The following is a 25,945-nucleotide window of genomic DNA, read 5'->3' as shown; positions in this document are numbered from 1 at the left end:
GCGCGTCAGTGAAATCCGAAAACGCTGTCAGAGAACGGCCAGGGCCGCTGGCGCCCGCCCCCGAAGCAGGTAGAATAGCGACTTCCCAGGTGACCGCCCCATCCTGAAACAGGCTTCAAATCAACGGCCAGGCGGCACCACGACCGGAAAAAGGTGAACAGAGCTTGAGTACCTTCCGCCGTATGCCCGCCGAATGGGCACCGCAAAGTGCCGTTATGCTGACCTGGCCCCACGCCGGCACTGACTGGCAAGACAGCCTGGATACCGTAGAATCGGCTTTCCGTGACATTGCCAAAGCCGTGCTGCGCCACGAACACCTCGTACTCAGTTGCGAGGAGGCCGACCGCCTGTCCAGGGTAAGGGACTCACTCAACGCCTGGGCGCAGGCCAACGCACTGCCGGGCCGGGTACAGGCGACCGCCGCTCCGGCGAACGACACCTGGGCGCGCGACCACGGCCCCATCGCGGTTGAGGAAGATGGCCAGGTGCAGCTGCTCGACTTCCGCTTCAACGCCTGGGGTGACAAGTTCGAATGGCGCAAGGATGACGCTCTCAATCGCCTGCTGAGCGAAGCCGGCCTGTTCGGCCGTACGCCGCTGACAGCGGTGGACTTCGTACTCGAGGGCGGCTCCATTGAATCCGACGGACAGGGCACCATCCTGACCACCAGCGAATGCCTGATGGCCACCGCCCGCAATCCCGACCTGGATCGCAGCGGCATCGAGGGCATGCTGGCGCGGACCCTGGGCGCCGAGCGTGTGCTCTGGCTCAATCACGGCTACCTTGCCGGTGACGACACCGACAGCCACATCGATACCCTGGCCCGCTTCTGTGCGCCCGACCACATCGCCTACGTGGCCTGCGACGACCAGGAAGACGAACACTACCCGGCCCTGCAGGCCATGGCGGATGAACTCAGGCAATTTCGCACGGCCGATGACCGCCCCTACCGCCTGACCGCCCTACCCTGGCCTCAAGCCTGCTACGGCGAAGACGGCGAACGCCTGCCGGCGACCTACGCCAATTTCCTGATCATCAACGATGCGGTTCTGCTTCCGGTCTACGACGTTCCCCAGGACGACGAAGCCATCCGCGTCCTCGGCGACATTTTCCCGGACCGGGAGATTATCCCCATCAACTGCCGCCCGTTGATCGAACAGCACGGCAGCCTGCATTGCGTCACCATGCAGGTGCCGGCAGGAGTCGTCACCCCATGACCGATACACGCCAACTCCGGGTCGCTGCCATCCAGCAGGCCTGCAGCCCGGACAAAAACGAAAGCCTGGCCACTTCCGAGCGCCTGATCCGCGCGGCTGTGGCCGATGGCGCTCAACTGGTGGTCCTGCAGGAACTGCACGCCACCCTGTATTTCTGCCAGAACGAAGATACAGACACATTCAACCTGGCCGAGCCCATCCCCGGCCCCACGTCCGAGCATCTGGCCGGCCTGGCCCGAGAGCTCGACGTCGTACTGGTGGGCTCAATCTTCGAGCGCCGCATGAACGGCGTCTACCACAACACGGCCGTCGTGTTTGAGCGTGACGGCAGCCTCGCCGGGCTGTATCGCAAGATGCATATTCCGGACGACCCCGGCTTTTACGAGAAATTCTACTTCACACCTGGCGACGCCCAGTTCAACGACGGCCACAGCGGGTTTACCCCGATCGACACCTCGGTGGGCAAGCTGGGCCTCCTGGTCTGCTGGGACCAGTGGTATCCCGAAGCCGCCCGCCTGATGGCACTGGCCGGCGCCGAGCTGCTGATCTACCCCACCGCGATCGGCTGGGACATCACCGACAAAGCGGACGAACAGCAACGCCAGCTTGAAGCCTGGGTGACCGTGCAGCGCGGCCACGCCGTGGCCAACAACCTGCCGGTCATCGCGCCCAATCGCGTCGGAACCGAGCCGCACCCGGAAGGTATTGGCGACGGCATCCGGTTCTGGGGCAACAGCTTCATCTGCGGCCCTCAGGGCGAGTTCCTGGCCCGCGCGGGCGACGCCGGGGAATCCATCCTGCACGCGGTGATCGACCGGGACCGTAGCGAGTCCATCCGCCGCATCTGGCCCTACCTGCGGGACCGCCGCATCGACGCCTATGGCGACATCCTCAAGCGGGTGCGAGATTGATGGATCGTATGAAAAAAGTCATCGATGATACGGTCGCCCGTCTCAACGGCATCCTGTTGGGCAAGGATCACCAGGTGCGCCTGGCCGTGTGCTGCATCCTGGCCCGCGGACACTTGCTTATCGAGGATATCCCGGGCATGGGCAAGACCACCCTGTCCCATGCCATGGCCCGCGCCATGGATCTGAGCTATACCCGCATCCAGTTCACCAACGACCTGCTGCCGGCGGACGTACTGGGCTTTTCCATGTACGACAAGGAAGCCGGCAGCCTCGTATTCCACCCGGGCCCGATCTTCAGCCAGGTGGTCCTGGCGGACGAGATCAACCGCGCTTCTCCACGCACCCAGAGCGCGCTGCTTGAGGCCATGGAAGAGCGTCAGGTCTCTATTGAGGGCGAGACCCGCCCCCTGCCGAAACCGTTCTTTGTCATCGCCACCCAGAATCCGCTGGAACAGGGTGGAACCTACCCCCTACCGGAATCCCAGCTGGACCGGTTCCTGATGCGCATCGAACTGGGTTACCCGGATCCACGGGCCGAACGTGAGCTTCTGGAAGGCTCGGACCGCCGGCAGCTCACGGCCGAACTGTCGCCCATCCTCACGCCCGACAACCTGTCGGTGCTGCAACAAGCCGTCGACCGCATCAAGACCAGCCCAGCCCTGCTCGACTACGTGCAACGCATCCTCCAGCAGAGCCGCCAGATGCCGGGCGTTCTCTACGGCCTGTCGCCCCGCGCCGGACTGGGCCTGGTGCGAGCCGCTCGTGCCTGGGCGCTGATGGACGGCCGCCATCACGTGCTGCCGGACGACGTTCAGGCGGTCCTCCCCGCCGTTGCCCGCCACCGTCTGGAACAGGGCGATACCGGCCAGAGTCAGCAGCGCATTCGACAGCTGATGGAACAGGTGGCCGTTCTGACCTGAGCGGACGGCCCTTGAAAAAGTCGGCTCAACCGTCATATCCGTTGGAAACCCGGCACGGAAGCCACGCCCATAGCCCGTTGCAATCGGACAAATTAGGGCGATCAATTCAGGCGAAGACCCGGATCGTGCTATCCTCGCCCCCATTTACACAGGCGGGCGATGCGCCTGTTGGTTACCGACACGTTTCAAGAGAGAGCGCAAGATGAGCGAAGCGAAACATTCCCGACTGATCATTCTCGGTTCCGGTCCGGCCGGCTACACCGCTGCTGTATACGCAGCCCGTGCCAACCTGAGCCCCACTCTGATCACCGGCATCGAAGTGGGCGGCCAGCTCACCACCACCACCGACGTGGACAACTGGCCGGGCGATAACGACGGTGTGCAGGGTCCGGAACTGATGCAGCGGATGCTCAAGCACGCCGAGCGCTTCGAAACCAGCGTGGTGTACGACACCATCAACGAAGCGGACGTCAGCCAGCGTCCGTTCCGCCTCAAGGGTGACAGCGGGGAATACACCTGTGACGCCCTGATCATCGCCACCGGCGCGTCCGCCATGTATCTGGGCCTGGAGTCCGAAGAGAAGTTCAAGGGCCAGGGCGTGTCCGCCTGCGCGACCTGCGACGGCTTCTTCTATCGCAAGCAGAAAGTCGCAGTCGTCGGCGGCGGCAACACCGCTGTGGAAGAGGCGCTCTACCTCTCCAACATCGCCGAGGAAGTCACTCTGGTCCACCGCCGCGACAAGCTGCGTGCCGAGAAGATCCTGCAGGACAAGCTGTTCGAAAAGGACAACATCAAGGTTGTCTGGGATCACACCCTGGACGAGGTGCTGGGCGATGCGACCGGCGTCACCGGCATGCGCATCAAGAGCACCCAGACCGGCGAGACCCAGGACATCGAGCTGGCCGGCGTCTTCATCGCCATCGGCCACAAGCCGAACACCGACCTGTTCAGCGGACAGCTGGATATGGAGAACGGCTACCTGCGCATCCGTTCCGGCCTGGAAGGTATGGCCACACAGACCAGCGTGCCGGGCGTTTTTGCCGCGGGCGATGTCGCCGACCACGTCTACCGCCAGGCGGTAACCTCCGCCGGCTTTGGCTGCATGGCAGCACTCGACGCGGAGCGTTTCCTGGACGAACTGGGCGACTGACTCGCCGCAGAAAGCCCGACGGCGCGCCTGATCCGGCGCCCGTCGGGCTTTTTTGTGGGTCATCCCCGAGTCGTGCCCGAGTCCGGCGTAGATGCTACCCTTCCTGTAAAGAGCCAACGGCGTGCACTGGAGTACCCGACCCGACAATGACCTCATTGCCCTGGCTTGATCCCGATGAGCTCTGGTTCCCCTCGCCGGAAGAGGCTTTGGACGAACCTGACGGCCTGTTGGCGATTGGCGGCGACCTCGCCCCCGAGCGGCTGGAAAGAGCCTATCGTTCCGGCATATTCCCCTGGTTCAGTGAAGAGCAACCCATTCTCTGGTGGTCGCCCAACCCCCGCTGCGTGCTCATTCCCGACGAGGTGCACATTTCGCGGCGACTGAGGCGCACACTCAACCAGGAACACTTCCGCATCACCATCGATCGCAATTTCTCCGGTGTGATTCGCGGTTGCGCCGAGGTGCGCGAGGAAGGCACCTGGATCACCGACGAGATGGAACAGGCCTACAAGCGCCTGCACCGCCGCGGTCTGGCACACTCCTTTGAAGCCTGGAACGACCGGGGCGAACTGGTCGGCGGACTCTATGGCGTCGCCATCGGGTGCTGCTTCTTCGGCGAATCCATGTTCACCCGGGAAACCGACGCGTCCAAGGTCGTCTTCGTCCACGTCGCCCGTCAACTGCAGGCCTGGGGCTATGCGCTCATGGACTGCCAGGTGGAAAACAGTCACTTGATCAGCCTCGGGGCGCGGTGTATTCCACGCAAATCCTTTTTAACTATACTGGAGAAAAACATCGACAAATCACCCGGACACCAGCAGTGGATCCTGGAAAAACACTGGACCCGCGCCGAACGCTAGCAGGAGGTGTGATGAGCAGCCTCAAGACACTGGTATTCTTCGCAACCCCCCCACACGACTGCAGCTACCTGCCTGACCGCGAGGCGACGACCATGTTTGTCGACCCCCGCGCCCATGTCGACAAGCGCCTCTACAGCCAGCTCACGGCCCTTGGTTTTCGTCGCAGCGGCTCCCACTATTACCGGCCGCATTGCGAAAACTGCAACGCCTGCATCCCGGTGCGGCTGGACGCCACCGCGTTTCAGCCCAACCGATCCCAGCGCCGGGTCTGGAAGCGCAACGAGGACATCACCTTCCGCCTGCAACCGGCACGTTTCCAGGAAAATTACTACCAGCTCTACGCCCGCTATATCGAGCAACGCCACCATGACGGCGATATGTATCCGCCCTCACGGGAACAGTTCACCTCTTTTCTGGTGGAAGGCGCCAACCAGAGCGAGTTCCTGGAAATGTGGCTCGACGACGAGCTCATTGGCCTGGCCGTCCTGGACGCGCTTGACGACGGACTTTCCGCCATCTATACCCTGTTCGACCCGGATGAAGAGGGGCGCAGCCTGGGTACCCTGGGGATTCTCTGGCAAGTGGAAGAAGCCCAGCGCCGGCATCTGCCGTTCCTGTACCTGGGGTACTGGATACGTGAATGCCGAAAAATGAATTACAAGTCGCGCTTCAAGCCGCTGGAGGCCCTGATCGGCGGCCACTGGCAACCGCTGAACGTCAGTGATTGAGGCGGCCGGCACGGCCGGCAGGATCCGGCAACTTTCCATTTTGCCATCGGGTTATAATTCAGGCAGAATTGCGCACATTTATCGCGCTGGGCGTCGGGCCCTTGATTTTTCTATTTCCGGCCAGACGTTATAGCCCGTAATCAATCGACTCAAACACGTGAGGTTCCTACTGAATGGCGAAATCCGATGTCATTGAAATGGAAGGTGTGATTGTAGACACCCTCCCCAACACCATGTTCCGCGTTGAGCTGTCCAACGGCCACGTCGTGACAGCCCACATTTCCGGCAAGATGCGCAAGAACTACATCCGCATCCTAACCGGCGACAAGGTCAAGGTTGAGCTGACTCCCTACGACCTGAGCAAGGGCCGCATCGTCTACCGCGCCCGTTAATCGGTTTCCGCACTGCGATTTGCCGGGCCGACAACGCCCGCGCCGTCAAAAGCCCCGCCTTTCGCGCGGGGCTTTTTGTTTTCCCGCTTTTGTATCCCCACTTGTTTGCCGCTTGCCCGTCGGCCCCGTTGCCCAGCGAACCCGCCTGCTGACGCGAGCATAAAAAAACCCGCTTCCAGAGAAGCGGGTTTTCTATACCGATGCCGAATCTCAGACAGCTTCGGCGGGTTCGTTCTCGTACTCGAAAACCAGTTCGTCGTTCTCGAGATGGATATGAACCTCCCCTCCCGTCTCGGCCAGGGCTCCGAACAGGATCTGCTCGGCCAGCGGCCGCTTGATCTTGTCCTGGATCAGGCGCGACATTGGGCGGGCGCCCATGGTCACGTCGTAGCCCTTCTCGGCGAGCCAGAGCTTGGCGTCATCGTCCACATGCAGGACAACGCGCTTCTCATCCAACTGCGCCTGAAGCTCGGTGAGGAACTTGTCCACCACGTGGGTGATGGTGTCCCGCTGCAGATCGGCAAACTGGATGATGCCGTCCAGGCGGTTGCGGAACTCCGGCGTGAAGGTCTTGGTGATCACTTCCATGCCGTCGGTGCTGTGATCCTGCTCGCTGAAGCCGATAGAGCGACGCGTCATGGTCTCGGCGCCGGCGTTGGTGGTCATCACCAGGATCACGTGGCGGAAATCCGCCTTGCGGCCGTTGTTGTCGGTCAGCGTGCCGTGATCCATCACCTGCAGCAGCAGGTTGAACACTTCCGGATGCGCCTTCTCGATCTCGTCCAGCAGCAGGACGCAATGCGGCTGCTTGTTGACCGCCTCGGTCAGCAAACCGCCCTGATCGAAGCCGACGTAGCCCGGAGGCGCACCGATCAGTCGCGACACGGTGTGACGCTCCATGTACTCGGACATGTCGAAGCGCACCAGCTCGATTCCCAGGATTTTGGCCAGCTGCCGGGTGACCTCGGTCTTACCGACCCCGGTGGGGCCGGAAAACAGGAACGCCCCTTCCGGCTTCTCCGGTGCCTTCAGACCCGCCCGCGCCAGCTTGATGGCGGTGGACAGGGACTCGATGGCACGGTCCTGACCGAACACCACCATCTTGAGATCCCGCTCCAGGTTGCGCAGCAGATCCTTGTCGCTGGTGGATACGCTCTTCGGCGGAATTCGCGCGATGGTGGCCACCACGTCCTCGATCGAGGAGACACCGATGACCTTGCGGCGCTTGTTGCTCGGCATCAGGCGCTGACGGGCACCGGCCTCGTCGATCACGTCGATAGCCTTGTCCGGCAGGTGCCGGTCGGTAATGTAACGATCCGCCAGCTCAGCCGCCACGCGCAGGGCCTTGTCCGTGTACTTGAGGTCGTGATGCTTCTCGAAGTGGGACTTCAGGCCGCGCAGGATCTGGTAGGTATCCTCTACGCTGGGCTCGTTGACATCGATCTTCTGGAAACGGCGCGCCAGGGCGCTGTCTTTCTCGAAGATACCGCGGAATTCGGAGAAGGTCGTGGAGCCGATGCAACGGATCTCCCCGGAACTCAGCAGTGGCTTGAGCAGGTTGGAGGCGTCCATGACGCCACCCGATGCCGACCCGGCACCGATGATCGTATGAATCTCGTCAATAAAGAGAATCGCATGATCCTCTTTCTTGAGCTCGGCCAGAAGCCCCTTGAAGCGCTTCTCGAAGTCGCCACGGTACTTGGTGCCCGCCAGCAGCGCGCCCAGGTCCAGGGAATAGACCACCGCGTCGGAAATCACGTCCGGCACCTGACCGTCGACCACCCGCTTGGCCAGACCTTCGGCGATGGCGGTCTTGCCGACGCCGGCCTCGCCGACCAGCAGCGGGTTGTTCTTGCGACGCCGCACCAGAATCTGCACCACCCGCTCGACTTCGTGCTCGCGACCGATCAGCGGATCGATGCGGCCCTGCCGGGCCTGCTCGTTCAGGTTGGTGGCATAGCTTTCCAGCGGCTTGGAGGACGTTCCGTCCTCGCCCACCTCTTCCTGGGTATGGTCGGTGCCTTCCTGCTCTTCTCCGCCCTGAACCCGGGAAATACCGTGGGATACGTAATTGACGACATCAATCCGGGCAATGTTCTGCTTCTTCAGCACATACACAGCCTGACTTTCCTGCTCACTGAAGATGGCCACCAGCACATTGGCCCCGGTTACTTCCTTCTTGCCGGAAGACTGGACATGGAAGACGGCCCGCTGCAGCACACGCTGGAAACCGAGCGTCGGTTGGGTTTCACGCTCACTGTCGTTATGGGGAATCAGGGGCGTGGTCGAATCCACGAACTCCAGAAGCTCTTCCTGGAGTCGCTGCAGATCTGCGCCGCATGCCTTGAGCACACCGATGGCAGAGTCATTGTCCAGCAGAGCCAACAACAGGTGCTCCACCGTCATGAACTCGTGCCGCTTGTCACGGGCATTCTTGAACGCAGTATTCAGCGTGATTTCCAGATCTTTACTTAGCATGGGCCACCCCAAGGTCTATCAGTCCGCACGTTCAATCTCGCAAAGCAGCGGGTGCTCACACTCCGAAGAGTACTGGTTCACCTGTGCCGCTTTGGTCTCCGCGATGTCACGGGTGTACACCCCACATACAGCTTTTCCCTGCGTATGGACGAGCAGCATCACCTGCGTCGCCTTTTCTTCGTTCATTGCGAAGAATTTCATCAGGACATCAACGACGAAATCCATCGGCGTGTAATCGTCATTGAGTAACACGACCCGAAATCGCGCCGGGCGTTTCAGGGCCGGTTTCTCAGGAGAAGTCACCAGACCGTCGTCGTGATCCGGATCCTGATCATGATCCCCCTGATTCAATATTAGTAGAGAATTCTCGATGTTCCGCATGGTTCGTTCCGGAATTTAGATGCTCGCCTGCTGGCCGAGTTCCGCTCTTGAATGAAGGTGGTTCCCCTGACGGACGTTTTCAAGACGAGGCAGGTTAAACCTTGTTTATCGACGTCATCATCTTAACGCCTGAGCCGCCTCGCCAACCAGTTTTTTGCCTATTGACTCTGTGGAAATATTGGTCAAGAGTAGGTACTGCTATTGTAAAATTATGTAAACCCGGAAGCCGCACCATCCGGCACCGCATCGACTACACTATTATTCTGTTTCGGCATTTGTAACTTAATGAAAAGCAATAATAAGACGAGCAGGAAACCAAGGGAGTGAATCATGCCTCAAGGCAAAGTGAAGTGGTTCAATAACGCCAAGGGTTACGGCTTCATTATCGAGGATGGCGGCAGCGAAGACCTGTTTGCTCATTTCTCGGCTGTCCAGATGGAAGGCTACAAGACACTGAAAGCCGGCCAGACGGTCAGTTTCGATAAGAAGCCCAGTGACAAGGGAACCCACGCGGTCAACATCGTCCCTCTTGATCGCCTGGAAAAGCGGGAGCCTACGCAGAGCAAGGCAGCAAACTCCGATCACGCGGAATCGCGATCGGAGCGCTCGGAAACCGCCAACGACAGTCAGATGCGAACGGCCCACGCCTGACGCCGGCTACAGGGATTACCAACCGGCCAAGCGTCGGCTAAGCAATGAATGAAAGCGGTCTGACTTTGGTCAGATCACCCTCAAACTTGGTGCCGGAGAACGGACAACCCGGCACAACAACGCAGTCTATTTGCCGAAAGCCGGTGCGTGATGCACCGGCTTTTTTATGGGCGGATGTCCTTATAGGCGACTATCGCTCGTAACCGTGCCCGGCGCCCGCTGAACCGTCCCGCGCGGCGGCGCCTGTAACAGGCCGATGACCGCCCGGTCATAGTGATCGCCGCCACCGTCTTGTAAGATCAGTAATCGAATTCATCCGGCGGCATCACTCCGCCTCTGCCAGCAGAGCATCGATGGCCAACCTGATTCTCCTCAACAAGCCGTACAACGTACTGTGTCAGTTCACCGACCCTGAGGGGCGTCCAACCCTGGCCGATTATGTGGCCCATCGCGACGTCTACCCGGCTGGGCGGCTCGACTTCGATTCCGAGGGTCTGGTGCTGCTGACGGACGACGGCCAGCTCCAGCACCGCATCGCCTCGCCGCGCCAGAAGATGGCGAAAACTTACTGGGTGCAGGTCGATGGCGCCATCGATGACGCGGCGCTTGAGCGCCTCGCCACCGGCGTGGACCTGAAGGACGGCCCCACCCGTCCGGCCAGGGCCAGGCGTCTGGAAGACCCGGACATCTGGCCGCGCCAGCCGCCGGTGCGTTACCGCGCCAACGTGCCCACCAGTTGGATTGAACTCACGCTAACCGAGGGTCGCAACCGCCAGGTACGTCGCATGACCGCCGCCGTTGGCTTTCCGACCCTCCGCCTGATCCGGCGCTCGATCGGCGACTGGTCCATCGACAAGCTGGCGCCCGGTGAAAGCCGCCACCTCAGTATCCATTTACCCCGATCGTCCGGCGCACCCCGCCAGCGCCGGGGCGCGTCGCGGTCCAACAGAAGGAAGACCTGAATGACCTGGAAGCCACACGCCACCGTTGCCGTCGTTACCGAGAAAGACGGTCGATTCCTGATGGTCGAAGAGCGCAGCAATGGACTGGTCGTCTTCAATCAGCCGGCCGGCCACGTGGAAGAGAACGAAACCATCCTGGAGGCGGCCTGCCGGGAAGCCCTTGAGGAAACCGGCTGGCAGGTCGAGCCGCGCCACTTTCTGGGACTGTACACCTACCAGGCGCCGGCCACCGGCAAAACATATTATCGCATGTGCTTCGTCGCCGAGGCGCTGACTCATGAGACCGACGAACTGGACGACGACATCATCGCCGCCCACTGGCTCACCTACGAAGAGCTCAAGGAGCAGTCGGAAAAACTGCGCAGCCCTCTGGTGATGCGCTGCATTGAGGATTATCTGGCCGGCCGCCGTTTCCCGCTGTCGGTGATCATCGATCCGGCGGCCTGATCCTGAGGCCGGTCGGGGCGGACGTGCTACTACGGATCACCCGGCGCCGCAAACCTGTTAGAATGCGCGTCATTCAACACACATTTGCGAGCAACTGCGTCCGCCACCGTTATGACTGAGTCCGTGTCCAACGCCAACCAAAACACCCGCGTCATCGTCGGCATGTCCGGCGGTGTTGACTCCTCCGTCGCCGCCCTCCTCCTGCAGGAACAGGGATACGCCGTCGAGGGGCTGTTCATGAAAAACTGGGACGAAGACGACGGCACGGAATACTGCACCGCCATGACCGACCTGGCCGACGCCCAGGCAGTGGCCGACAGGATCGGCATCAAACTGCACACCGCCAGCTTTGCCGCCGAGTACTGGGATCGCGTGTTTGAGCACTTCCTGTCGGAATATCGGGCCGGACGCACCCCGAACCCGGATATCCTGTGCAACAAGGAAGTGAAGTTCCGCGCCTTCCTCGACTACGCCGTGACCCTGGGCGCCGACTACATCGCCACTGGCCACTACGCCCGCCGCCGCGTCACCGATGACGGCCGCGCGCAGCTGATCAAGGGCCTGGACGACAACAAGGACCAGAGTTACTTCCTGCACGCTGTTTCCGGTGAACGCATTGCGCGCACCCTGTTTCCGGTTGGCGAGATCGAGAAGCCGGAAGTGCGCGGCATCGCCGAGAAAGCGGGTCTGGTCACCCACGACAAGAAGGATTCCACCGGCATCTGCTTCATTGGTGAACGCAAGTTCCGGGATTTCCTCAAACAGTACATTCCGGCCCAGCCGGGAAACATCGAAACGCCGGACGGCGACGTCATTGGCCGCCACCAGGGCCTGATGTACCACACCATCGGCCAGCGACAGGGTCTGGGTATCGGCGGACTGAGCCACTACAACGACGATCCCTGGTACGTGGCGGAGAAAGACCTGGACCGCAACGTGCTGATCGCCGTGCAGGGCAAGCAGCATCCGCTGCTGTTCTCCCGCGGGCTGACCAGCGGCCCCATTGACTGGGTGGCAGACGAGCCGCCGGCGAAGGAATTCCGCTGCCACGCCAAGACCCGCTACCGCCAGCCTGACCAGGCCTGCACCGTCACGGTGACCGACGCGGGCACCCGCGTGGTTTTTGACGACGCCCAGCGCGCCGTCACCCCCGGTCAATCGGTGGTGTTCTACGACGGCGACATCTGCCTTGGTGGCGGCGTGATCGAAACCACGTGGCGCGATGAAGCGCCCGGCCTGGACCGGACCGCATCCTGAGCCGACGGTGTCGCTGAAAGACGACCACCGGGCACCCCATTTCCCGCTAACCCGACAGACGTGAGGTGACGTTGAGCCGCTCACTGGAAGATCAGACCCTGGCCCTGGCCGGCGTGTTTCAAGCCGCCGAACTGGTGCAACAGATTGCCCACCAGGGCCAATGCGCGCAGTCCACGTTCGAGACCTGCATTCGCTCCCTGTTCATGACCGATCCTCCCAACACGCTCAGCGTCTATGGCGAACTGCGTGACCTGCGGGAAGGCCTGTCGGTCCTGCACGGTCTGATGCAGAAGCAGGACGGCCAGCAGGACGTGGAAATCCTGCGCTACACCCTGAACCTGATCCACCTGGAAGCGCGCCTGCGCAAGCAGCCGGACATGATGGACGTCATCGGCAGCCGCATCGACCAGGCCCGCCACACCGCTGAGCATTTCGGCTACAACCACATCAATCTGATCAACAACCTGGCGTCGATCTACACCGACACCATCAGCACCTTCCGTCTGCGCATCCAGGTCACCGGCGACCCCAACCAGCTGCGGGTCGAGGAAAACGCCGCGCGGGTGCGCGCCCTGCTCCTGGCCGGCATCCGCTCCGCCGTGCTCTGGCGGCAACTGGGTGGGCGCCGCTGGCACCTGGTGTTCTACCGCAAGCGTGTGGTGGAGACCGCCAGGCGACTTTCGGAGCAGGCCAACCAGGCCGTTTTTCACTGAACCGCGCCGCCGGGTGGTGTATCATAGGCGCCATTTTCCAGCGTGGGCGATCGCCGCGAGCGCCCACGCATCCCGCATCGATGAACTGCAGTCCGCATACGATCTATTGAGAGGTTTCTGATGGAATTAACTGCCCTCACCGCCATCTCACCGGTTGACGGCCGGTACGGCGAAAAAGTCCGCGTGTTTCGCGAAATTTTCAGCGAGTATGGCCTGATCAGAAACCGTGTCACGGTGGAAATCCGCTGGCTGCAACAACTGGCCGCACACCCCGGTATTACCGAAGTGCCGGCCCTGTCCGCCGATGCAGATGCCCAACTGAACCGACTCGTCTCCGAATTCAGCCTGGAAGACGCCGAGCGCATCAAGTCCATCGAGCGCACCACCAACCACGACGTCAAGGCGGTGGAATACTTCATCAAGGAAAAAATCGCGGACAACGCGGAACTGCAGGCCATCACCGAGTTCGTGCACTTCGCCTGTACCTCGGAGGACATCAACAACCTGTCCCACGGCCTGATGCTGCGCGAAGGCCTGGACCACGGCCTGCTGCCGGCCATGGATCGCGTGGTGGAGCGCCTGACCGAGCTGGCCGACGAGCACGCCGAACAGCCGATGCTGTCGCGCACCCACGGCCAGACCGCTTCCCCGTCCACCGTAGGCAAGGAACTGGCCAACGTGGTCTACCGTCTGCGCCGCCAGCTCAAGCAGATCCGTGCCGTCGAGATCCTGGGCAAGATCAACGGCGCCGTGGGCAACTACAACGCGCACCTGTCCGCTTACCCGAGCGTCGACTGGGCGGCCAATGCTGAAGCTTTCGTGACGTCCCTGGGGCTGTCCTGGAACCCGTACACCACCCAGATCGAGCCGCACGACTACATCGCCGAGCTGTACGATGCGGTGGCCCGTTTCAACACCATCCTGATCGATCTCGACCGGGACATCTGGGGCTACATCTCCCTGGGCTACTTCAAGCAGAAGACCGTGGCCGGCGAGGTGGGCTCTTCCACCATGCCGCACAAGGTCAACCCGATCGACTTCGAGAACTCCGAGGGCAACCTGGGCATCGCCAACGCGCTGTTCGGCCACCTGTCCGCCAAGCTGCCGATTTCCCGCTGGCAGCGTGACCTGACCGACTCCACCGTGCTGCGCAACCTGGGCGTCGGTTTCGCCCACAGCCTGATCGCCTATGAGGCGACCCTGAAAGGCCTGGGCAAACTGGAAGTCAACCCGGCACGCCTGGACGCGGACCTGGACCACGCCTGGGAAGTGCTGGCCGAGCCGATCCAGACGGTCATGCGCCGCTACAACATCGAGAAGCCTTACGAGAAGCTCAAGGAACTGACCCGCGGCAAGGCGATGACGCCGGAGCTGATCCAGGACTTCGTGCGCAATCTGGATATCCCCGAGACCGCCAAGGAAGAGCTGCTGGCCCTGACACCGGCGACTTACGTCGGCAACGCGATCGACCAGACCAGGGCGCTCTGATGCAGCTTCCCGGTGGCCTCGACGTCGATGTCTTCCTGCGCGATTACTGGCAGAAGAAGCCGCTCGTTATCCGTCAGGCCTTTCCCGGCCTGACCTGCCCGGTGACACCGGACGAACTGGCCGGCCTGGCCTGCGAGGAGGCGGTGGAGTCCCGCATCGTCATCGAGAACGATGGCGGACGCCCCTGGCAGCTGGAGAACGGCCCGTTCCAGCCGGAGCGGTTCGAGCAGTTGCCGGCGACCCACTGGACCCTGCTGGTGCAGGGCCTGGACCACTGGGTGCCGGAACTGGCCCCGTTACTGGACCGCTTCCGCTTCATCCCCAACTGGCGTCTCGACGACATCATGGCCAGCTACGCGCCGCAAGGTGGCAACGTCGGTCCCCACTACGACCAGTACGACGTGTTCCTGCTGCAGGCGGAAGGCCATCGGGAATGGCAGTTCGGCGGCCGGTGCGATGAAACCTCGCCCCGCGTGGACGGCACGCCGCTGCGCATCCTCAAGGATTGGCAGCCGGAAGAAACCGTGGTCCTGGCTCCGGGGGATATGCTCTATATTCCGCCCGGCGTGGGCCATCACGGCATCGCCCAGGACGATTGCATCACCCTGTCCATCGGCTTCCGCGCGCCCAGCCACGACGACATTCTCACCGGCTTCAGCGACTTCCTGTGCAACCAGCCCGGCGCCGAGCAGCTGCTGCGCGACCCGGACCTGGCACCCCAGGACAATCCCGGCCTGGTCAGCGATGCCGCCGTTGATGGCGTCAAGGCGATTGTCGAGAATGCACTGCGCCGGGAAGACCTGCTGGCCCTGTGGCTGGGCCAGTACAGCACCGCGCCCAAGAGCGCCCAGATCGTGCAGCCTCCAGAAGAAGCGCTGGACGCCGAGCAGCTTGGCGCGGCCCTCGAAGACGGTTTTACGCTGCGCTGGAATGAAGGATCGCGCTTCGCCTACCGCCCCATGGACGACCGGATTGCGCTGTTCGTGGACGGTGAACGCTACCTGCTGAACGGCGACGCTCGCTGGATCGCCCCCCTGCTCTGCGCCGGTCACCAGCCGGACCCGGCACGGATGCGTGAAGCCGCCGCGGACCCGGCCCTCGCTGGCCTGCTCGTCACACTGATCAACCAAGGCAGCCTGTACCTGGAATGACACTGAAGATTCGCAAATACAGCTGGCAGCTGGCGCCGGCCTCGATCAAGACCATTCGTCAGCAGGTGTTCATCGACGAACAGGGTGTCCCGCCCGAGCTGGAGTGGGACGATACGGACGAGGTGTCCGATCATTTCGTCGCGGTCCTGCCGGACAACACGCCGGTGGCGGTCGCCCGCCTGGTGCCGTCGATCACCGACATCGGCCGCATCGGACGCATGGCGGTCGTCAAGGAACACCGGGGTAAGGGCTACGGCGAGCAGCTGTTGCGCCACCTGATGGCAGAAGCTGCCGAACAGTTCAGCGAACTCTGGCTCAGCGCCCAGCAATACGCGGTGCCCTTCTACGAGAAGCTGGGCTTCCACGTATGCTCCACGCCCTACGACGACGCCGGCATACCGCATCTGGACATGCGCTGCCTGGCCGCGACCCAGATTATCGAGTCCGGCCGGGAACAGGCTCCAACCATCGCTGGGCGCGATGACGCCACCTGGCATTTTGCCCAGGAGAATGATTTTACCGATTTGCTGGATACGGTCGCCGGTCAGGCCAACCAGCGCCTCTGGCTCTACGACCGCCTGCTGGATCACGACCTCTACGACCGCGAGCGTCTGCGGGACATTTTCTCCGCCATGGCGCGGCGTCACCGGGTATGCGAGATCCGCCTGCTGGTCCACGACGACAAGCCGCTGGTCCAGCGCCGCCACCAGATTGTGCAGCTGATGCGCCGACTGCCCAGCAAGATTGAGTTGCGCCTGGTCAATGACGACTACCCGGCCGAAGACGCGCCTTTCCTGATTGGCGATCGCGAGACCATGGCCTGGCGCCACGGTTTCGACACCCTGGAAGGCTGGGCCCGGTTCAGCGACTCCGGGCGGGTCAAACTCCAGGCGGAGGCCTTCCAGCGTATGTGGGATACGGCCCGCCCGTCCCTGGAGCTGCGCGAACTACCGCTCTGACTGCAGACTCGGCTGCGGCCCCTGGTTTTCGAAAGGCCGGCCGAAGTCGGCAAACTCCTCATCCACCTCGGCCGCCACATCCACAATCAGGCGGCGCAGCCACTGGTGATCCGGGTTGTGCTGGAGCAGCGGGCTCCAGGCCATTTTCAGTTCGAACGGGGGAATCCGGAACGGCGGCACTTTCACCACCAGGTTGGCGTTGTGCTGCTGAAGCCAGGCGGCCCGACTGGGCAGCGTGGCGATCAGGTCGTGTTGCTCGGCCAGCAACATCGCCACCTGATAATGACGGGTAAATACCGAAATCCGCCGCTTGCGCCCCATCAGACCCAGCGCCTCGTCCACCCAACCCAGCCGCTGCACGTCCTGCGGGTTGACCCCGACGCCCACGCCAAACCCGGTCTTGCTGACCCAGATGTGACTCGCGTCAAGGTAGGTGTCGAGGGTGAATGGCTCGCGCAGGATCGGGTTGTGCGCGCTCATCAGGCAGGCGAAATACTCGATCCACAGGGTTTTCTGGTGGAACGACTGCGGCAGCTTGTCGAAACGGTTGATGGCCATGTCCAGCCGCCCCTGCTCCACATCGGGGAAGCTCACGTCACTGGGCGTCAGCACGTCCAGCGTCACATTTGGCGCTTCCTGGCGGATACGTCGAAGGACCCGGGGGATCAGGCAGGATTCGGCGTAATCACTGGCCATGATACGGAACACCCGGTTACTGTCCGCGGCGGAGAATTCGGACTTGGCCTGCACCGCCCGCTCTATGTCCGAGAGCACGCTACGCACCAGCGGTTTAAGCTCCAGCGCCCTTTCGGTGGCCGTCATCCCCTCACTGGTGCGCACCAGCAGAGGGTCTTCGAACAGATCGCGAAGGCGGCGCAGGCCGTTGCTCATGGCCGGCTGGGTAATACCCAGGTGATTGGCCGCCTTGGTGACGTTCTTTTCGCGCAACAGTACGTCGAGATAGACCAGAAGATTCAGGTCGACGCGGGAAATATCCATCGGCAAGTTCCAGAGAGAATCAGGGGCTCAGCCTATCATTCATCAGATAAATACAAAACAAGAAGACCATCACCTTCCGGAATCAAACAGTCGCTCAAACCCAAGGCCCTTGAGTGCCATCCGGCGGACTCGTTGCATAGAACACACAACTTAACCCTTTGAACACGCTTAATACGCTATACTCGAAGCCGGTATTACGGATACGGTATCGACAGGTTTTCCGATAGGGATAATCAGGCGGATCCAGGTGATGCGCCGCCATAATAAACATCAACGATAGAGAGACGGCTGCCCGGGCATGGATACAACGCTCATTGTCATTTTCTTCGCGGTTATCGTACTGGTGTCCATCGCCGTTATCGTGCTTGTCCAGGCTCGTGAAAAAGCCCGGATCGAACGGGCCCGCAAGGCCAAATCCAGCGAAGACGGTTTTCGCCTCTGCCTGAGACTGCTGGATGAACTGCCTCCGCAGTACCTCACCCGGGACATCAAGTCGATCCTGCTGATGCGGGCCGAAGACGCCTGCCGCGAGCTGAAGGGGCTCAAGGGGGCTCAGCCCGTCGACGACTGGGAAAAAGATCTCGTCACACGGCGGGAACGGATGCAAGACGGTGCCGACGAACGCTCTCCCGTGCGCATCGACAGTCCGGCCCGGGCCGGCGAAGTCCGCTCCATGCTGCAGTCCCTGTACCGGATCATCGAGTCCATGCAGAAGCGGGGCCGTCTCGACACCAAGCTGGCGCGCAAGAACCTCAAGCTGACGGTTTTCCTGGTGCACAAGACCACCGCCGACTTTCATGTCGCCCAGGCCCGCGACATGATCCGCCAGAAGCAGCTGCGCAAGGCGATCCACGCCTATCACCTGGCGTCGACGGAGATGGGCAAGACCAAGGATCACCCACTCGCGGTCAAGTCCATCAAGAGTTACCGGACCCGCATCAAGGAGCTGGAGGACATGGTGACGACCGAAGGGGCCAAAAGCCAGGAAGAGGAAAAGCACCGTCTCGACAAGGAATGGGACACCTTCCTGCACGAAGAGGAAGAGTGGAAGAAAAAAGCGGACTATGACGACTAGTGTTAGTGGCCGATGACCCGGGCAACGCAGTGCACTGCATGGACAGCCTGTTCGGCCGCCTTGTCCGAACAGGGACTGTAAACCGGTGAGTATGACATTCACAAAGCGCCTGTCGTTCAGGCTGACCCGCAACACAGTGCTCCTGGCCATGGCCCTGGGCGTCCTGCTCAATATGGTCCAGGTCACGCTGGACTATTTCACCGCCCGCAAGAGCATGGACGAGGAAATCCGGGCACTGATGGACATCAGTTTCAGCCCTGCCTCCCAGATCGCCTACAACATCGACACCCGCCTGGCCAAGGAACTGCTCGATGGCCTGCTTCGCCACCCGGCAATCATCGACGCCCGCATCGTCGATCCGGACGGTCGGGTGCTGGCCGCCTCTTCACGGCGCTCCACCGAGTCCACCTACCGGGTTCTGAGCGACTTCCTGTTCGGATCTTCCCGCGAATACAGTGAAAACCTGCGCGTACCCCAGTTGGAGGAAATCCCCCTCGGCCAACTGGAAGTGCGCATCGACACCTATCACTACGGCACGGCCTTTCTGAGCCGCGCCGGGTATACCCTGTTCAGCGGCTTCATCAAGAGCCTGATCCTGAGCATCATCCTGCTGTTCGTGTTCTATTTCATCCTCACTAAACCGCTGATGCGAGTCATCCAGGCCCTGCGCGAGGTGGAACCGCAGGCGCCGGAAAAAGTGCGTCTGCCTATCCCGGGCAATCACCAGAACGACGAGATCGGCCAGATGGTCGGCATCATCAACGAGCACCTGGATACCATCGACAGCAGCCTGGACCAGGTGCGCCTGGCCGAAAGCAAGATGAAGCACTATTCGTCCAAGCTGGAACGGGAGGTCGAAGACCGCACCCGGGAGATCTCCGAGAAGAACGAAGCCCTGCAACGCGGCAACCGGGCCCTGATCCGCGCCAAGGAAGACGCCGTACACCGGGCCCGCAGCCGCGCCAACTTCCTGGCCAGCATGAGTCACGAAATCCGCACCCCACTCAACGGCGTGCTGGGCATGCTGGAACTGGCCCTGGACGGCGAAATGTCGCCAAGTCAGCGCAACCGGCTGGAGATCGCCCGCAATGCCGGCCAAAGCCTCCTGGGACTGCTCAACGACATTCTGGACATTTCCAAGGTGGAAGCCGGCAAACTGAGCCTGGAAGCCATCGAGTTCAGCCTGCGCGATGTCATTGAGGAATGCGCCACCCTGCTCAACCAGCAGGCCCGAGGCCGCGACGTGCAGCTGGTGATCGACATCGACCCGGCCCTGCCGGAAACCTTCCAGGGCGACCCGACCCGGGTACGCCAGATCATCAACAACCTGCTGGGCAACGGCATCAAGTTCACCGAAGCCGGTGAAGTCCGCATCCGCGCCCTGTGCCAGGATGGCGAGACCCGGATCGACGTGATCGATACCGGCATCGGCATGACCGACGAGACCCTGCGCCGCATCTTTTCGCCGTTTGCCCAGGGTAAAGCCGATACCACCCGGCGCTTCGGCGGCACCGGTCTCGGGCTGACCCTGTGCCGGCAACTGGTGGAACGCATGCATGGACAGATTACCGTGGAGTCCCGCGAAAACCGGGGCACCCATTTCACGGTCATCCTGCCCCTGCCCGTCCGCAGCCCGTCCCTGGTCACCCAGATGGACCAGTCCCCGTTGCGGGACCAGGGCGTCATCCTCGACATCCCGCTGGACAATCCGCATCGCCTGCCACTGGAACGCCAACTTCAGACCTGGCAGATTCCCGTGCTGGAAACCGATGCCGAGCAGGCCGGCGCCTACCTGTGCGACACGGATCTCTGGACCCGGGGGGCGCTGGTGGATCAGTCCCCCGTTGCACCCCTGATCCTGTTCGGTGAACCGGAGCAGTCGATCACCAACCTGGCCGGGGAAACACCTCGGGTAGTGGCCCTGCCCCTACGCCGCGACCAGCTGCAGGACGTTCTGCAGTGGGCTTCAGGGGAACGGGCAGCGGATGAGATCGCCGCGCCCTCGCCGCCCCGGGAAGCGAGCCCGGACCTGAACATCCTTCTGGTGGAGGACAACCGGGTCAACCAGATCGTGGCCAGCAGCATGCTGCGCAAGCTGGGGTATCGGGTGGATCTGGCGGAGAACGGTGAGCGGGCCCTGGCCGCCCTGCGCCAGCAGGATTACGACATCGTGCTGATGGACTGTCAGATGCCGGTGATGGACGGCTACGCCGCCACTGGCCACATTCGCAAACACCCGCAATGGAAACATCTGCCGGTGATCGCCGTAACGGCCAACGTCATGCAGGGGGACAAGGAAGACTGCCTGGCAGCGGGCATGAACGACTACGTCACGAAGCCCTACAACAAGGACGAGCTACGCGCGGTGATCGAACGCTGGGCCGGCCATACCGTCGCTCAGGGTAAATGATCCAGCAACGCCTGCAGTGACGATCGCAGCTGCCGGGCCTGCTCCGTATCCAGGCCGCTGCGGCACATCAGTTCGCCGGGCACGGATTCGGCACGTTGGCGCAGGGAGCGGCCGGTCTCGGTCAGGGATACCACAACCACCCGCTCGTCCTCCGGGTGACGCTGACGCCGCAGCAGACCGCGGGATTCGAGGCGCTTCAATAGCGGCGTCAGGGTCCCGGAATCGAGCCGCAGCCGCTGCCCCAGGAACGAGACGCTGATCACTTCGGTGGCCTCGGCAACCTGCTCCGCCTCCCACAACACCAACATCACCAGGTATTGCGGATAGGTCAGCCCGAGCTCTTCCAGCAGCGGGCGATAAAGGCCGGTGATCGCTCGATTGGCCGCGTACAGCGCGAAACAGACCTGGTTGTCCAGCGCCAGCGGGTCCTTGTTCTCACTCATTGCGGTCGTGGTACCCATTCATGACAGAAGCTTTTCGATATCCTCCCGGATGTCTTCCGGGCGGGTTGTCGGCGGGTAGCGCTTGACCACCTCACCCTCGCGGTTGACGAGAAACTTGGTGAAGTTCCATTTGATCTTCTCCGACCCCATCACGCCGCGCGCCTCACGCTTGAGAAACTGGTAGAGGGGATGCGTTCCGTCGCCATTGACCTCGATCTTGGCGAACATCGGGAAGTCAACGCCATAGTTCAGGCTACAGAACTGGCTGATCTCGTCGTTGTCACCGGGATCCTGGCTCATGAACTGGTTACACGGAAAACCCAGCACGCTGAGCCCGCGATCCGACAGCTCGCGGTGAAGCGTTTGCAACCCTTCGAACTGCGGGGTGAAGCCGCACTTGCTGGCCGTGTTCACAATCAGCATCACATGCCCCTTGTACTCGGCCAGGGACCGGTCGCGGCCCTGGATATCCTGCACGTTGAAGCTGTAGATGTCTTCCGTTGCCATAGTCACTCCCCGATTAGCGGTGTCTTTCGGAATCCGGTCGCCAGCCTGACGGGCACCGGGCTTATTATTTTTCACCATTTAATTTTGCACAACAGAGTGCGTCTGGCAACGACGTAACACCGCCGATCAGGCCATCAATCGACGGTCATCGACAGGATCCGGCTGATGTGTGCCATGGGCAGGCCAGACTGTTCGCGCCAGGTGACGAAGGCGTCGTTCACGCGCTGCCTGTCCGCCTTACGAGTGGGTTTATCGTCTATCACGTCGCTGGCCTGCAGGGCCGCCAGCACATCGTCGGTCAACAGAAAGGTGTCGCGACCGACCAGACGCAGGAAGCGAGCGCCGGAATGACCGCCCATGCGCTGGAAACGCTTGCCGAGCCAGCGCCACAGCCCGAACAGGTCGTCGTCCGGCCACTGCGCCAGAAACTGGCCGAAACCGCCCTCCGCCTGACTGACGCGATGCAGTTCGCCGGCATTGACCGGGATCGTGCGCAGCTTGCCCCAATGACGAATCAGCTTCGGGTTCTGCATGGCGGATTCCAGCTGCTCCTCGGAGAGCAGCATCAGTTTCTCCGGCTCAAAGGCCCAGAACCATTCCTCGAACACCGGCCAGCGCTCGTTGATCAGGCTATGCTTCATGCCGGCCTGAAAGATCCGTCGGGTCATGGCGGACAGGTAGAATCGATCGGGCAAACCGGCCAGCTCCTGAGCGCTGCGCACCGGCGGCATCCGCGCCGCCAACGCCGAAGGACCGCCCGCGCGGGCAGCGGCACGATCGTGGATGACGTCAAAAGCCAGCATGTCTGTCTCCCTGTACACTGAATACCGATACAGCAAGTCATCAGCCGCCAACTGTACCGGTCGCCGGGCCAGGGACTGTGACTCTCAAATTCCGGGCCATTGTGCCACTATTCATCACAATTCAGGAGCCTTTCGCCCTTTCTACCCAACTGGCGCTTTGGCTAGAATAGAACGCTTCCGGGATAACCGGGCAATCGATACACCCCATCTTTCAGGAATTGAACGCTCATGCAGAATTTCAAGAAGTCCGCCAAGCTGGATAACGTGTGCTATGAAATCCGCGGTCCGGTTCTGCGTGAAGCGCGTCGCCTGGAAGAGGAAGGCCATCGGGTACTGAAGCTCAACATCGGCAACCCGGCCGCCTTCGAGATGGACGTTCCCGAAGAGATCCAGCAGGACGTCATCTATAACATGCACTCGGCCCAGGGCTACGTGGAATCCAAGGGCCTGTTTTCCGCCCGCAAGGCGGTCATGCACTACTGCCAGCAGCGCGGCATCGAAAAAGTCGACATCGACGACGTCTACCTGGGCAACGGCGTCAGCGAGCTGATCGTCATGTCCATGCAGGCCCTGTTGAACACCGGTGACGAGGTGCTCGTTCCAGCCCCGGACTATCCGCTCTGGACCGCCGCCGTCACCCTGTCCAGCGGCAAGCCGGTGCACTACCACTGCGACGAATCCCAGGACTGGTTCCCAGACATCGACGACATTCGCAGCAAGATCACATCGCGCAGCCGCGCCATTGTGCTGATCAACCCGAACAACCCGACCGGTGCCGTGTATCCGCCGGAACTGCTGGAACAGGTCATCGAACTGGCGCGCCAGCACAACCTGATCGTGCTGTCCGACGAAATCTACGACAAGATCCTCTACGACGGCGCCAGGCACGTATCCACCGCCTCCCTGGCGGACGACGTGCTGTTCTTCACCTACAACGGCCTGTCCAAGAACTACCGGGCGGCGGGTTACCGCTCCGGCTGGATGATCATCAGCGGCGCCAAGCACAAGGCCCGTGATCTGATCGAGGGCATCGAGATGCTGGCCTCCATGCGCCTGTGCTCCAATGTGCCGGCGCAACTGGCGATCCAGACGGCCCTGGGCGGCTACCAGTCGATCAACGATCTGGTGGCGCCGGGCGGGCGACTCTACGAACAGCGCGAAACCGCCTGGTCCCTGCTCAATGACATCCCCGGTGTCAGCTGCGTGAAGCCCGCCGGCGCGCTGTACATGTTCCCCAAGCTGGATCCCAAGCGCTTTCCGATCTTCGACGATGAGAAGCTGGTCCTGGATCTGCTGATGCAGGAGCGTATCCTGCTGGTGCAGGGCTCGGCCTTCAATATCGAGGACCGGCAACACCTCCGGGTGGTGTTCCTGCCGCGGGTCGACACCCTGGAAGACGCCGTCAAGCGCCTGGCGCACTTCCTGTCGACCTACCAGCAGTAAATCATCGGCAAGCGGGACGTATCAGCACCATGGCAGACATCCACATCGAGGAGTTCTTCCGGGACACCGCCATCATCCTCGTACAGCTCTACAACGCTTTTCCGCGCAAGGTGAGCCTGTACGTGGAAGACATTGCCGGCCCGGACACCCCCGACGAGTTCGGCCTGCACAGCCGCCGCCACCGCGCCTGTTTCTCCACCATGCTGTGGCTCGCTGAGGAGGGCCACATCCGCTACCAGGATACGATCCACCAGGACGCCGTCGACCAGGTGGTGCTGACGCAGCCCACCTTCACCCGGCTCAACGCCGCGGTGCGCACCGATGCCCTCCCCGCTTCCCTGGCCGGTACTTACCCGGAGGACACCGAAGGTCTGCCGCCCGCGGTTCAGGCCGACCTGGCCACCAATATCCACCTGGTCCGCGTTGCCCTGAAACACGGCAACTCCTCGCTGCTGGCCGATACGGTCCATGCCATTCTCTTCGTCGGCAACTGATCCGCGACCGAAAAGCCCACAGCCCTCCAGGTTAATTCCCTGTAATCCCATTGAACGGGAATTCTGCCGCCCCGATATTGTCTGTCGTATTCAACTGGAGGTTGGAACCTGATGAGAATCCTGCTCTTCCTCGCCACAAACCTGGCGGTGATTGTGGTAGCCAGCATCACGCTGAAGCTGATTGGCGTGGACAGCTACCTGGCGCAAAACGGCATTGCCTACGGCAACCTGTTGATCTTTGCCGCCGTCTTCGGCTTTGCGGGATCAATTATCTCGCTGCTTATTTCCAAGAAGATGGCGCTCTGGAGCACCCGCGCCCAGATCATCGAACAACCGCGTACGCCGGCCGAACGCTGGCTGGTGGAAACCGTGGCCGACCTGGCTCAGCAGGCGGGCATCAAGATGCCGGATGTGGCCATCTTCCCGGCCAGCCAGTCCAACGCGTTTGCCACGGGCTGGAACAAGAACGATGCGCTGGTGGCCGTCAGCCAGGGCTTGCTGGAACGCTTCAACAAAAATGAAATCCGTGCCGTGCTGGGCCATGAGATCGGTCACGTGGCCAACGGCGATATGGTGACGCTGGCGCTGATCCAGGGCGTGGTCAACACCTTCGTGATCTTCGCCGCCCGGGTAATCGGCTCCGTGGTGGACCGGGTCATCCTCAAGAACGAAAACGGCCACGGCATCGGCTTTTTCGTGGTCAGCATGATCGCCGAAGTGGTCCTGGGCATCCTCGCCAGCACCATCGTGTTCTGGTTCTCGCGCCGGCGGGAATTCCGCGCCGACATTGCCGGCGCCCAGCTGGCCGGCACCGGCGCCATGATCAGCGCCCTGGAGCGACTGCGCCAGGAAAGCGGTGTGCCCGACCAGATGCCCGACTCCATGCAGGCGTTCGGTATCAACCGTGGCGCCCGCGGGGGCCTGAGCGCCCTGTTCATGACGCACCCACCGCTGGAAGAGCGCATTGCCGCCCTGCAGGGCCGGGGCAACTGAGTTTGATGGCGGGGCCCTTCGCCCCGCCTTATCTCTGCCCTTCCCCTGGCTTGGCCCCCACCTTCGTACAATAGCCTCCCTCTCCGCCGACTGACAGACTGTTGCAAAGGTCA

Annotated in this window: 26 protein-coding genes; 20 read left to right on the top strand and 6 right to left on the bottom strand. The window is 62.0% G+C overall.

Annotation, left to right across the window (positions count from 1 at the left end):
• Nucleotides 1-182 precede the first annotated feature (182 nt).
• The 7 genes from GQB00_RS01435 (at nt 183) to infA (ending at nt 6,178) form a co-directional block, all read left to right on the top strand.
• Nucleotides 183-1,217, top strand: a complete 1,035-nt coding sequence (locus tag GQB00_RS01435; RefSeq protein ID WP_165856486.1) for an agmatine deiminase family protein — start codon at nt 183-185, stop codon at nt 1,215-1,217.
• A complete protein-coding gene (locus tag GQB00_RS01430) occupies nt 1,214-2,128 on the top strand; it encodes a carbon-nitrogen hydrolase (RefSeq protein WP_165854980.1) in 915 nt (304 codons plus the stop codon). The genes GQB00_RS01435 and GQB00_RS01430 overlap by 4 nt, the downstream gene beginning before the upstream one ends.
• A gap of 8 nt (nt 2,129-2,136) precedes the next feature.
• Nucleotides 2,137-3,048, top strand: coding sequence for an AAA family ATPase (locus GQB00_RS01425; RefSeq protein ID WP_165856485.1), 912 nt, complete (start codon nt 2,137-2,139; stop codon nt 3,046-3,048).
• 202 nt (nt 3,049-3,250) lie between these two features.
• Complete coding sequence (gene trxB / locus GQB00_RS01420) at nt 3,251-4,198, top strand: thioredoxin-disulfide reductase (protein WP_111496463.1); 948 nt, start codon at nt 3,251-3,253, stop codon at nt 4,196-4,198.
• Between the two features lie 146 nt (nt 4,199-4,344).
• Nucleotides 4,345-5,058, top strand: coding sequence for a leucyl/phenylalanyl-tRNA--protein transferase (aat, locus tag GQB00_RS01415; RefSeq protein ID WP_165854979.1), 714 nt, complete (start codon nt 4,345-4,347; stop codon nt 5,056-5,058).
• A gap of 11 nt (nt 5,059-5,069) precedes the next feature.
• Complete coding sequence (locus GQB00_RS01410; RefSeq protein ID WP_165854978.1) at nt 5,070-5,786, top strand: arginyltransferase; 717 nt, start codon at nt 5,070-5,072, stop codon at nt 5,784-5,786.
• A gap of 173 nt (nt 5,787-5,959) precedes the next feature.
• Nucleotides 5,960-6,178 carry a translation initiation factor IF-1 gene (gene infA, locus GQB00_RS01405; protein WP_008938619.1) on the top strand — a complete coding sequence of 73 codons (219 nt, stop codon included), beginning with the start codon at nt 5,960-5,962 and terminating at the stop codon, nt 6,176-6,178.
• A gap of 210 nt (nt 6,179-6,388) precedes the next feature.
• Here the strand turns inward: infA and clpA are convergent, their stop codons facing one another.
• The gene (clpA, locus tag GQB00_RS01400; RefSeq protein WP_111496466.1) at nt 6,389-8,656 is read right to left on the bottom strand and encodes an ATP-dependent Clp protease ATP-binding subunit ClpA; all 2,268 of its coding nucleotides are present in this window, start codon (nt 8,654-8,656) and stop codon (nt 6,389-6,391) included.
• A gap of 18 nt (nt 8,657-8,674) precedes the next feature.
• A complete protein-coding gene (gene clpS / locus GQB00_RS01395; RefSeq protein ID WP_111496467.1) occupies nt 8,675-9,037 on the bottom strand; it encodes an ATP-dependent Clp protease adapter ClpS in 363 nt (120 codons plus the stop codon).
• A gap of 330 nt (nt 9,038-9,367) precedes the next feature.
• Here clpS and GQB00_RS21980 point away from each other — a divergent pair, with 330 nt between their 5' ends.
• The 8 genes from GQB00_RS21980 to GQB00_RS01355 all read left to right on the top strand — a co-directional run bounded on the left by GQB00_RS21980 (nt 9,368) and on the right by GQB00_RS01355 (nt 16,665).
• Complete coding sequence (locus GQB00_RS21980) at nt 9,368-9,688, top strand: cold shock domain-containing protein (protein ID WP_111496468.1); 321 nt, start codon at nt 9,368-9,370, stop codon at nt 9,686-9,688.
• Nucleotides 9,689-10,041: 353 nt separating this feature from the next.
• Nucleotides 10,042-10,650 (top strand): pseudouridine synthase, encoded by a 609-nt coding sequence (locus tag GQB00_RS01385; RefSeq protein WP_165854977.1) that lies wholly within the window; start codon nt 10,042-10,044, stop codon nt 10,648-10,650.
• Nucleotides 10,651-11,097, top strand: a complete 447-nt coding sequence (locus GQB00_RS01380) for an NUDIX hydrolase (RefSeq protein ID WP_111496470.1) — start codon at nt 10,651-10,653, stop codon at nt 11,095-11,097. It abuts the gene before it with no gap.
• 111 nt (nt 11,098-11,208) lie between these two features.
• Complete coding sequence (gene mnmA, locus GQB00_RS01375) at nt 11,209-12,354, top strand: tRNA 2-thiouridine(34) synthase MnmA (RefSeq protein WP_165854976.1); 1,146 nt, start codon at nt 11,209-11,211, stop codon at nt 12,352-12,354.
• A 71-nt stretch (nt 12,355-12,425) separates the two neighbouring features.
• Nucleotides 12,426-13,067, top strand: coding sequence for a high frequency lysogenization protein HflD (gene hflD, locus GQB00_RS01370; protein WP_111496472.1), 642 nt, complete (start codon nt 12,426-12,428; stop codon nt 13,065-13,067).
• A gap of 120 nt (nt 13,068-13,187) precedes the next feature.
• Nucleotides 13,188-14,555, top strand: coding sequence for an adenylosuccinate lyase (purB, locus tag GQB00_RS01365; protein WP_165854975.1), 1,368 nt, complete (start codon nt 13,188-13,190; stop codon nt 14,553-14,555).
• A complete protein-coding gene (locus GQB00_RS01360; protein ID WP_165854974.1) occupies nt 14,555-15,706 on the top strand; it encodes a cupin domain-containing protein in 1,152 nt (383 codons plus the stop codon). Before purB ends, GQB00_RS01360 begins: the two co-directional genes overlap by 1 nt.
• Nucleotides 15,703-16,665 (top strand): GNAT family N-acetyltransferase, encoded by a 963-nt coding sequence (locus GQB00_RS01355; protein WP_165854973.1) that lies wholly within the window; start codon nt 15,703-15,705, stop codon nt 16,663-16,665. The genes GQB00_RS01360 and GQB00_RS01355 overlap by 4 nt, the downstream gene beginning before the upstream one ends.
• Here GQB00_RS01355 and GQB00_RS01350 read toward each other — a convergent pair.
• Nucleotides 16,654-17,664 carry a LysR family transcriptional regulator gene (locus GQB00_RS01350; protein ID WP_165854972.1) on the bottom strand — a complete coding sequence of 337 codons (1,011 nt, stop codon included), beginning with the start codon at nt 17,662-17,664 and terminating at the stop codon, nt 16,654-16,656. The two genes, GQB00_RS01355 and GQB00_RS01350, sit on opposite strands and share 12 nt — an antisense overlap.
• A 298-nt stretch (nt 17,665-17,962) precedes the next feature.
• Between GQB00_RS01350 and GQB00_RS01345 the strand changes: the two genes are divergently transcribed.
• Together GQB00_RS01345 and GQB00_RS01340 are read left to right on the top strand one after the other, a co-directional pair.
• Nucleotides 17,963-18,739: a hypothetical protein gene (locus GQB00_RS01345; protein WP_165854971.1), complete on the top strand. Its 777-nt coding sequence runs from the start codon at nt 17,963-17,965 to the stop codon at nt 18,737-18,739.
• A 91-nt stretch (nt 18,740-18,830) separates the two neighbouring features.
• Complete coding sequence (locus GQB00_RS01340; protein ID WP_165854970.1) at nt 18,831-21,149, top strand: hybrid sensor histidine kinase/response regulator; 2,319 nt, start codon at nt 18,831-18,833, stop codon at nt 21,147-21,149.
• Here the strand turns inward: GQB00_RS01340 and GQB00_RS01335 are convergent.
• From GQB00_RS01335 to GQB00_RS01325, 3 genes are all read right to left on the bottom strand, one after another.
• Entirely contained in the window at nt 21,137-21,592 is a 456-nt protein-coding gene (locus tag GQB00_RS01335) for a MarR family winged helix-turn-helix transcriptional regulator (protein ID WP_111496874.1), read from the bottom strand. The two genes, GQB00_RS01340 and GQB00_RS01335, sit on opposite strands and share 13 nt — an antisense overlap.
• A gap of 18 nt (nt 21,593-21,610) precedes the next feature.
• Nucleotides 21,611-22,099: a glutathione peroxidase gene (locus GQB00_RS01330; RefSeq protein ID WP_165854969.1), complete on the bottom strand. Its 489-nt coding sequence runs from the start codon at nt 22,097-22,099 to the stop codon at nt 21,611-21,613.
• A 134-nt stretch (nt 22,100-22,233) separates the two neighbouring features.
• The gene (locus GQB00_RS01325; protein WP_111496480.1) at nt 22,234-22,902 is read right to left on the bottom strand and encodes a DNA-3-methyladenine glycosylase I; all 669 of its coding nucleotides are present in this window, start codon (nt 22,900-22,902) and stop codon (nt 22,234-22,236) included.
• 228 nt (nt 22,903-23,130) lie between these two features.
• On the opposite strand from GQB00_RS01325, the gene GQB00_RS01320 reads away from it, so the two are divergent.
• The 3 genes from GQB00_RS01320 to htpX all read left to right on the top strand — a co-directional run bounded on the left by GQB00_RS01320 (nt 23,131) and on the right by htpX (nt 25,832).
• Nucleotides 23,131-24,345 (top strand): pyridoxal phosphate-dependent aminotransferase, encoded by a 1,215-nt coding sequence (locus tag GQB00_RS01320; protein WP_111496481.1) that lies wholly within the window; start codon nt 23,131-23,133, stop codon nt 24,343-24,345.
• A gap of 29 nt (nt 24,346-24,374) precedes the next feature.
• On the top strand, nt 24,375-24,839 hold the full coding sequence (locus GQB00_RS01315) for a hypothetical protein (protein ID WP_165854968.1): 465 nt from the start codon (nt 24,375-24,377) through the stop codon (nt 24,837-24,839).
• Between the two features lie 108 nt (nt 24,840-24,947).
• The gene (gene htpX / locus GQB00_RS01310; RefSeq protein ID WP_204355821.1) at nt 24,948-25,832 is read left to right on the top strand and encodes a protease HtpX; all 885 of its coding nucleotides are present in this window, start codon (nt 24,948-24,950) and stop codon (nt 25,830-25,832) included.
• Nucleotides 25,833-25,945 lie beyond the last annotated feature (113 nt).

The organism is Marinobacter sp. JSM 1782161, from assembly GCF_011421605.1.
Classification (GTDB): domain Bacteria; phylum Pseudomonadota; class Gammaproteobacteria; order Pseudomonadales; family Oleiphilaceae; genus Marinobacter_A; species Marinobacter_A bohaiensis.
This window is presented reverse-complemented; position numbering and strand designations above follow the sequence as displayed.

Coding starts and splice junctions, on each gene's coding strand:
- GQB00_RS01335 (WP_111496874.1), bottom strand. CDS start 21,592: ATGAGTGAGAACAAGGACCCGCTGGCGCTGGACAACCAGGTCTGTTTC.
- GQB00_RS01360 (WP_165854974.1), top strand. CDS start 14,555: ATGCAGCTTCCCGGTGGCCTCGACGTCGATGTCTTCCTGCGCGATTAC.
- GQB00_RS01385 (WP_165854977.1), top strand. CDS start 10,042: ATGGCCAACCTGATTCTCCTCAACAAGCCGTACAACGTACTGTGTCAG.
- GQB00_RS01350 (WP_165854972.1), bottom strand. CDS start 17,664: ATGGATATTTCCCGCGTCGACCTGAATCTTCTGGTCTATCTCGACGTA.
- GQB00_RS01315 (WP_165854968.1), top strand. CDS start 24,375: ATGGCAGACATCCACATCGAGGAGTTCTTCCGGGACACCGCCATCATC.
- mnmA (WP_165854976.1), top strand. CDS start 11,209: ATGACTGAGTCCGTGTCCAACGCCAACCAAAACACCCGCGTCATCGTC.
- GQB00_RS01340 (WP_165854970.1), top strand. CDS start 18,831: ATGACATTCACAAAGCGCCTGTCGTTCAGGCTGACCCGCAACACAGTG.
- infA (WP_008938619.1), top strand. CDS start 5,960: ATGGCGAAATCCGATGTCATTGAAATGGAAGGTGTGATTGTAGACACC.
- purB (WP_165854975.1), top strand. CDS start 13,188: ATGGAATTAACTGCCCTCACCGCCATCTCACCGGTTGACGGCCGGTAC.
- GQB00_RS01355 (WP_165854973.1), top strand. CDS start 15,703: ATGACACTGAAGATTCGCAAATACAGCTGGCAGCTGGCGCCGGCCTCG.
- GQB00_RS01320 (WP_111496481.1), top strand. CDS start 23,131: ATGCAGAATTTCAAGAAGTCCGCCAAGCTGGATAACGTGTGCTATGAA.
- clpS (WP_111496467.1), bottom strand. CDS start 9,037: ATGCGGAACATCGAGAATTCTCTACTAATATTGAATCAGGGGGATCAT.
- GQB00_RS01380 (WP_111496470.1), top strand. CDS start 10,651: ATGACCTGGAAGCCACACGCCACCGTTGCCGTCGTTACCGAGAAAGAC.
- GQB00_RS01325 (WP_111496480.1), bottom strand. CDS start 22,902: ATGCTGGCTTTTGACGTCATCCACGATCGTGCCGCTGCCCGCGCGGGC.
- GQB00_RS21980 (WP_111496468.1), top strand. CDS start 9,368: ATGCCTCAAGGCAAAGTGAAGTGGTTCAATAACGCCAAGGGTTACGGC.
- aat (WP_165854979.1), top strand. CDS start 4,345: ATGACCTCATTGCCCTGGCTTGATCCCGATGAGCTCTGGTTCCCCTCG.
- GQB00_RS01435 (WP_165856486.1), top strand. CDS start 183: ATGCCCGCCGAATGGGCACCGCAAAGTGCCGTTATGCTGACCTGGCCC.
- GQB00_RS01430 (WP_165854980.1), top strand. CDS start 1,214: ATGACCGATACACGCCAACTCCGGGTCGCTGCCATCCAGCAGGCCTGC.
- trxB (WP_111496463.1), top strand. CDS start 3,251: ATGAGCGAAGCGAAACATTCCCGACTGATCATTCTCGGTTCCGGTCCG.
- GQB00_RS01425 (WP_165856485.1), top strand. CDS start 2,137: ATGAAAAAAGTCATCGATGATACGGTCGCCCGTCTCAACGGCATCCTG.
- GQB00_RS01345 (WP_165854971.1), top strand. CDS start 17,963: ATGGATACAACGCTCATTGTCATTTTCTTCGCGGTTATCGTACTGGTG.
- clpA (WP_111496466.1), bottom strand. CDS start 8,656: ATGCTAAGTAAAGATCTGGAAATCACGCTGAATACTGCGTTCAAGAAT.
- GQB00_RS01330 (WP_165854969.1), bottom strand. CDS start 22,099: ATGGCAACGGAAGACATCTACAGCTTCAACGTGCAGGATATCCAGGGC.
- GQB00_RS01410 (WP_165854978.1), top strand. CDS start 5,070: ATGAGCAGCCTCAAGACACTGGTATTCTTCGCAACCCCCCCACACGAC.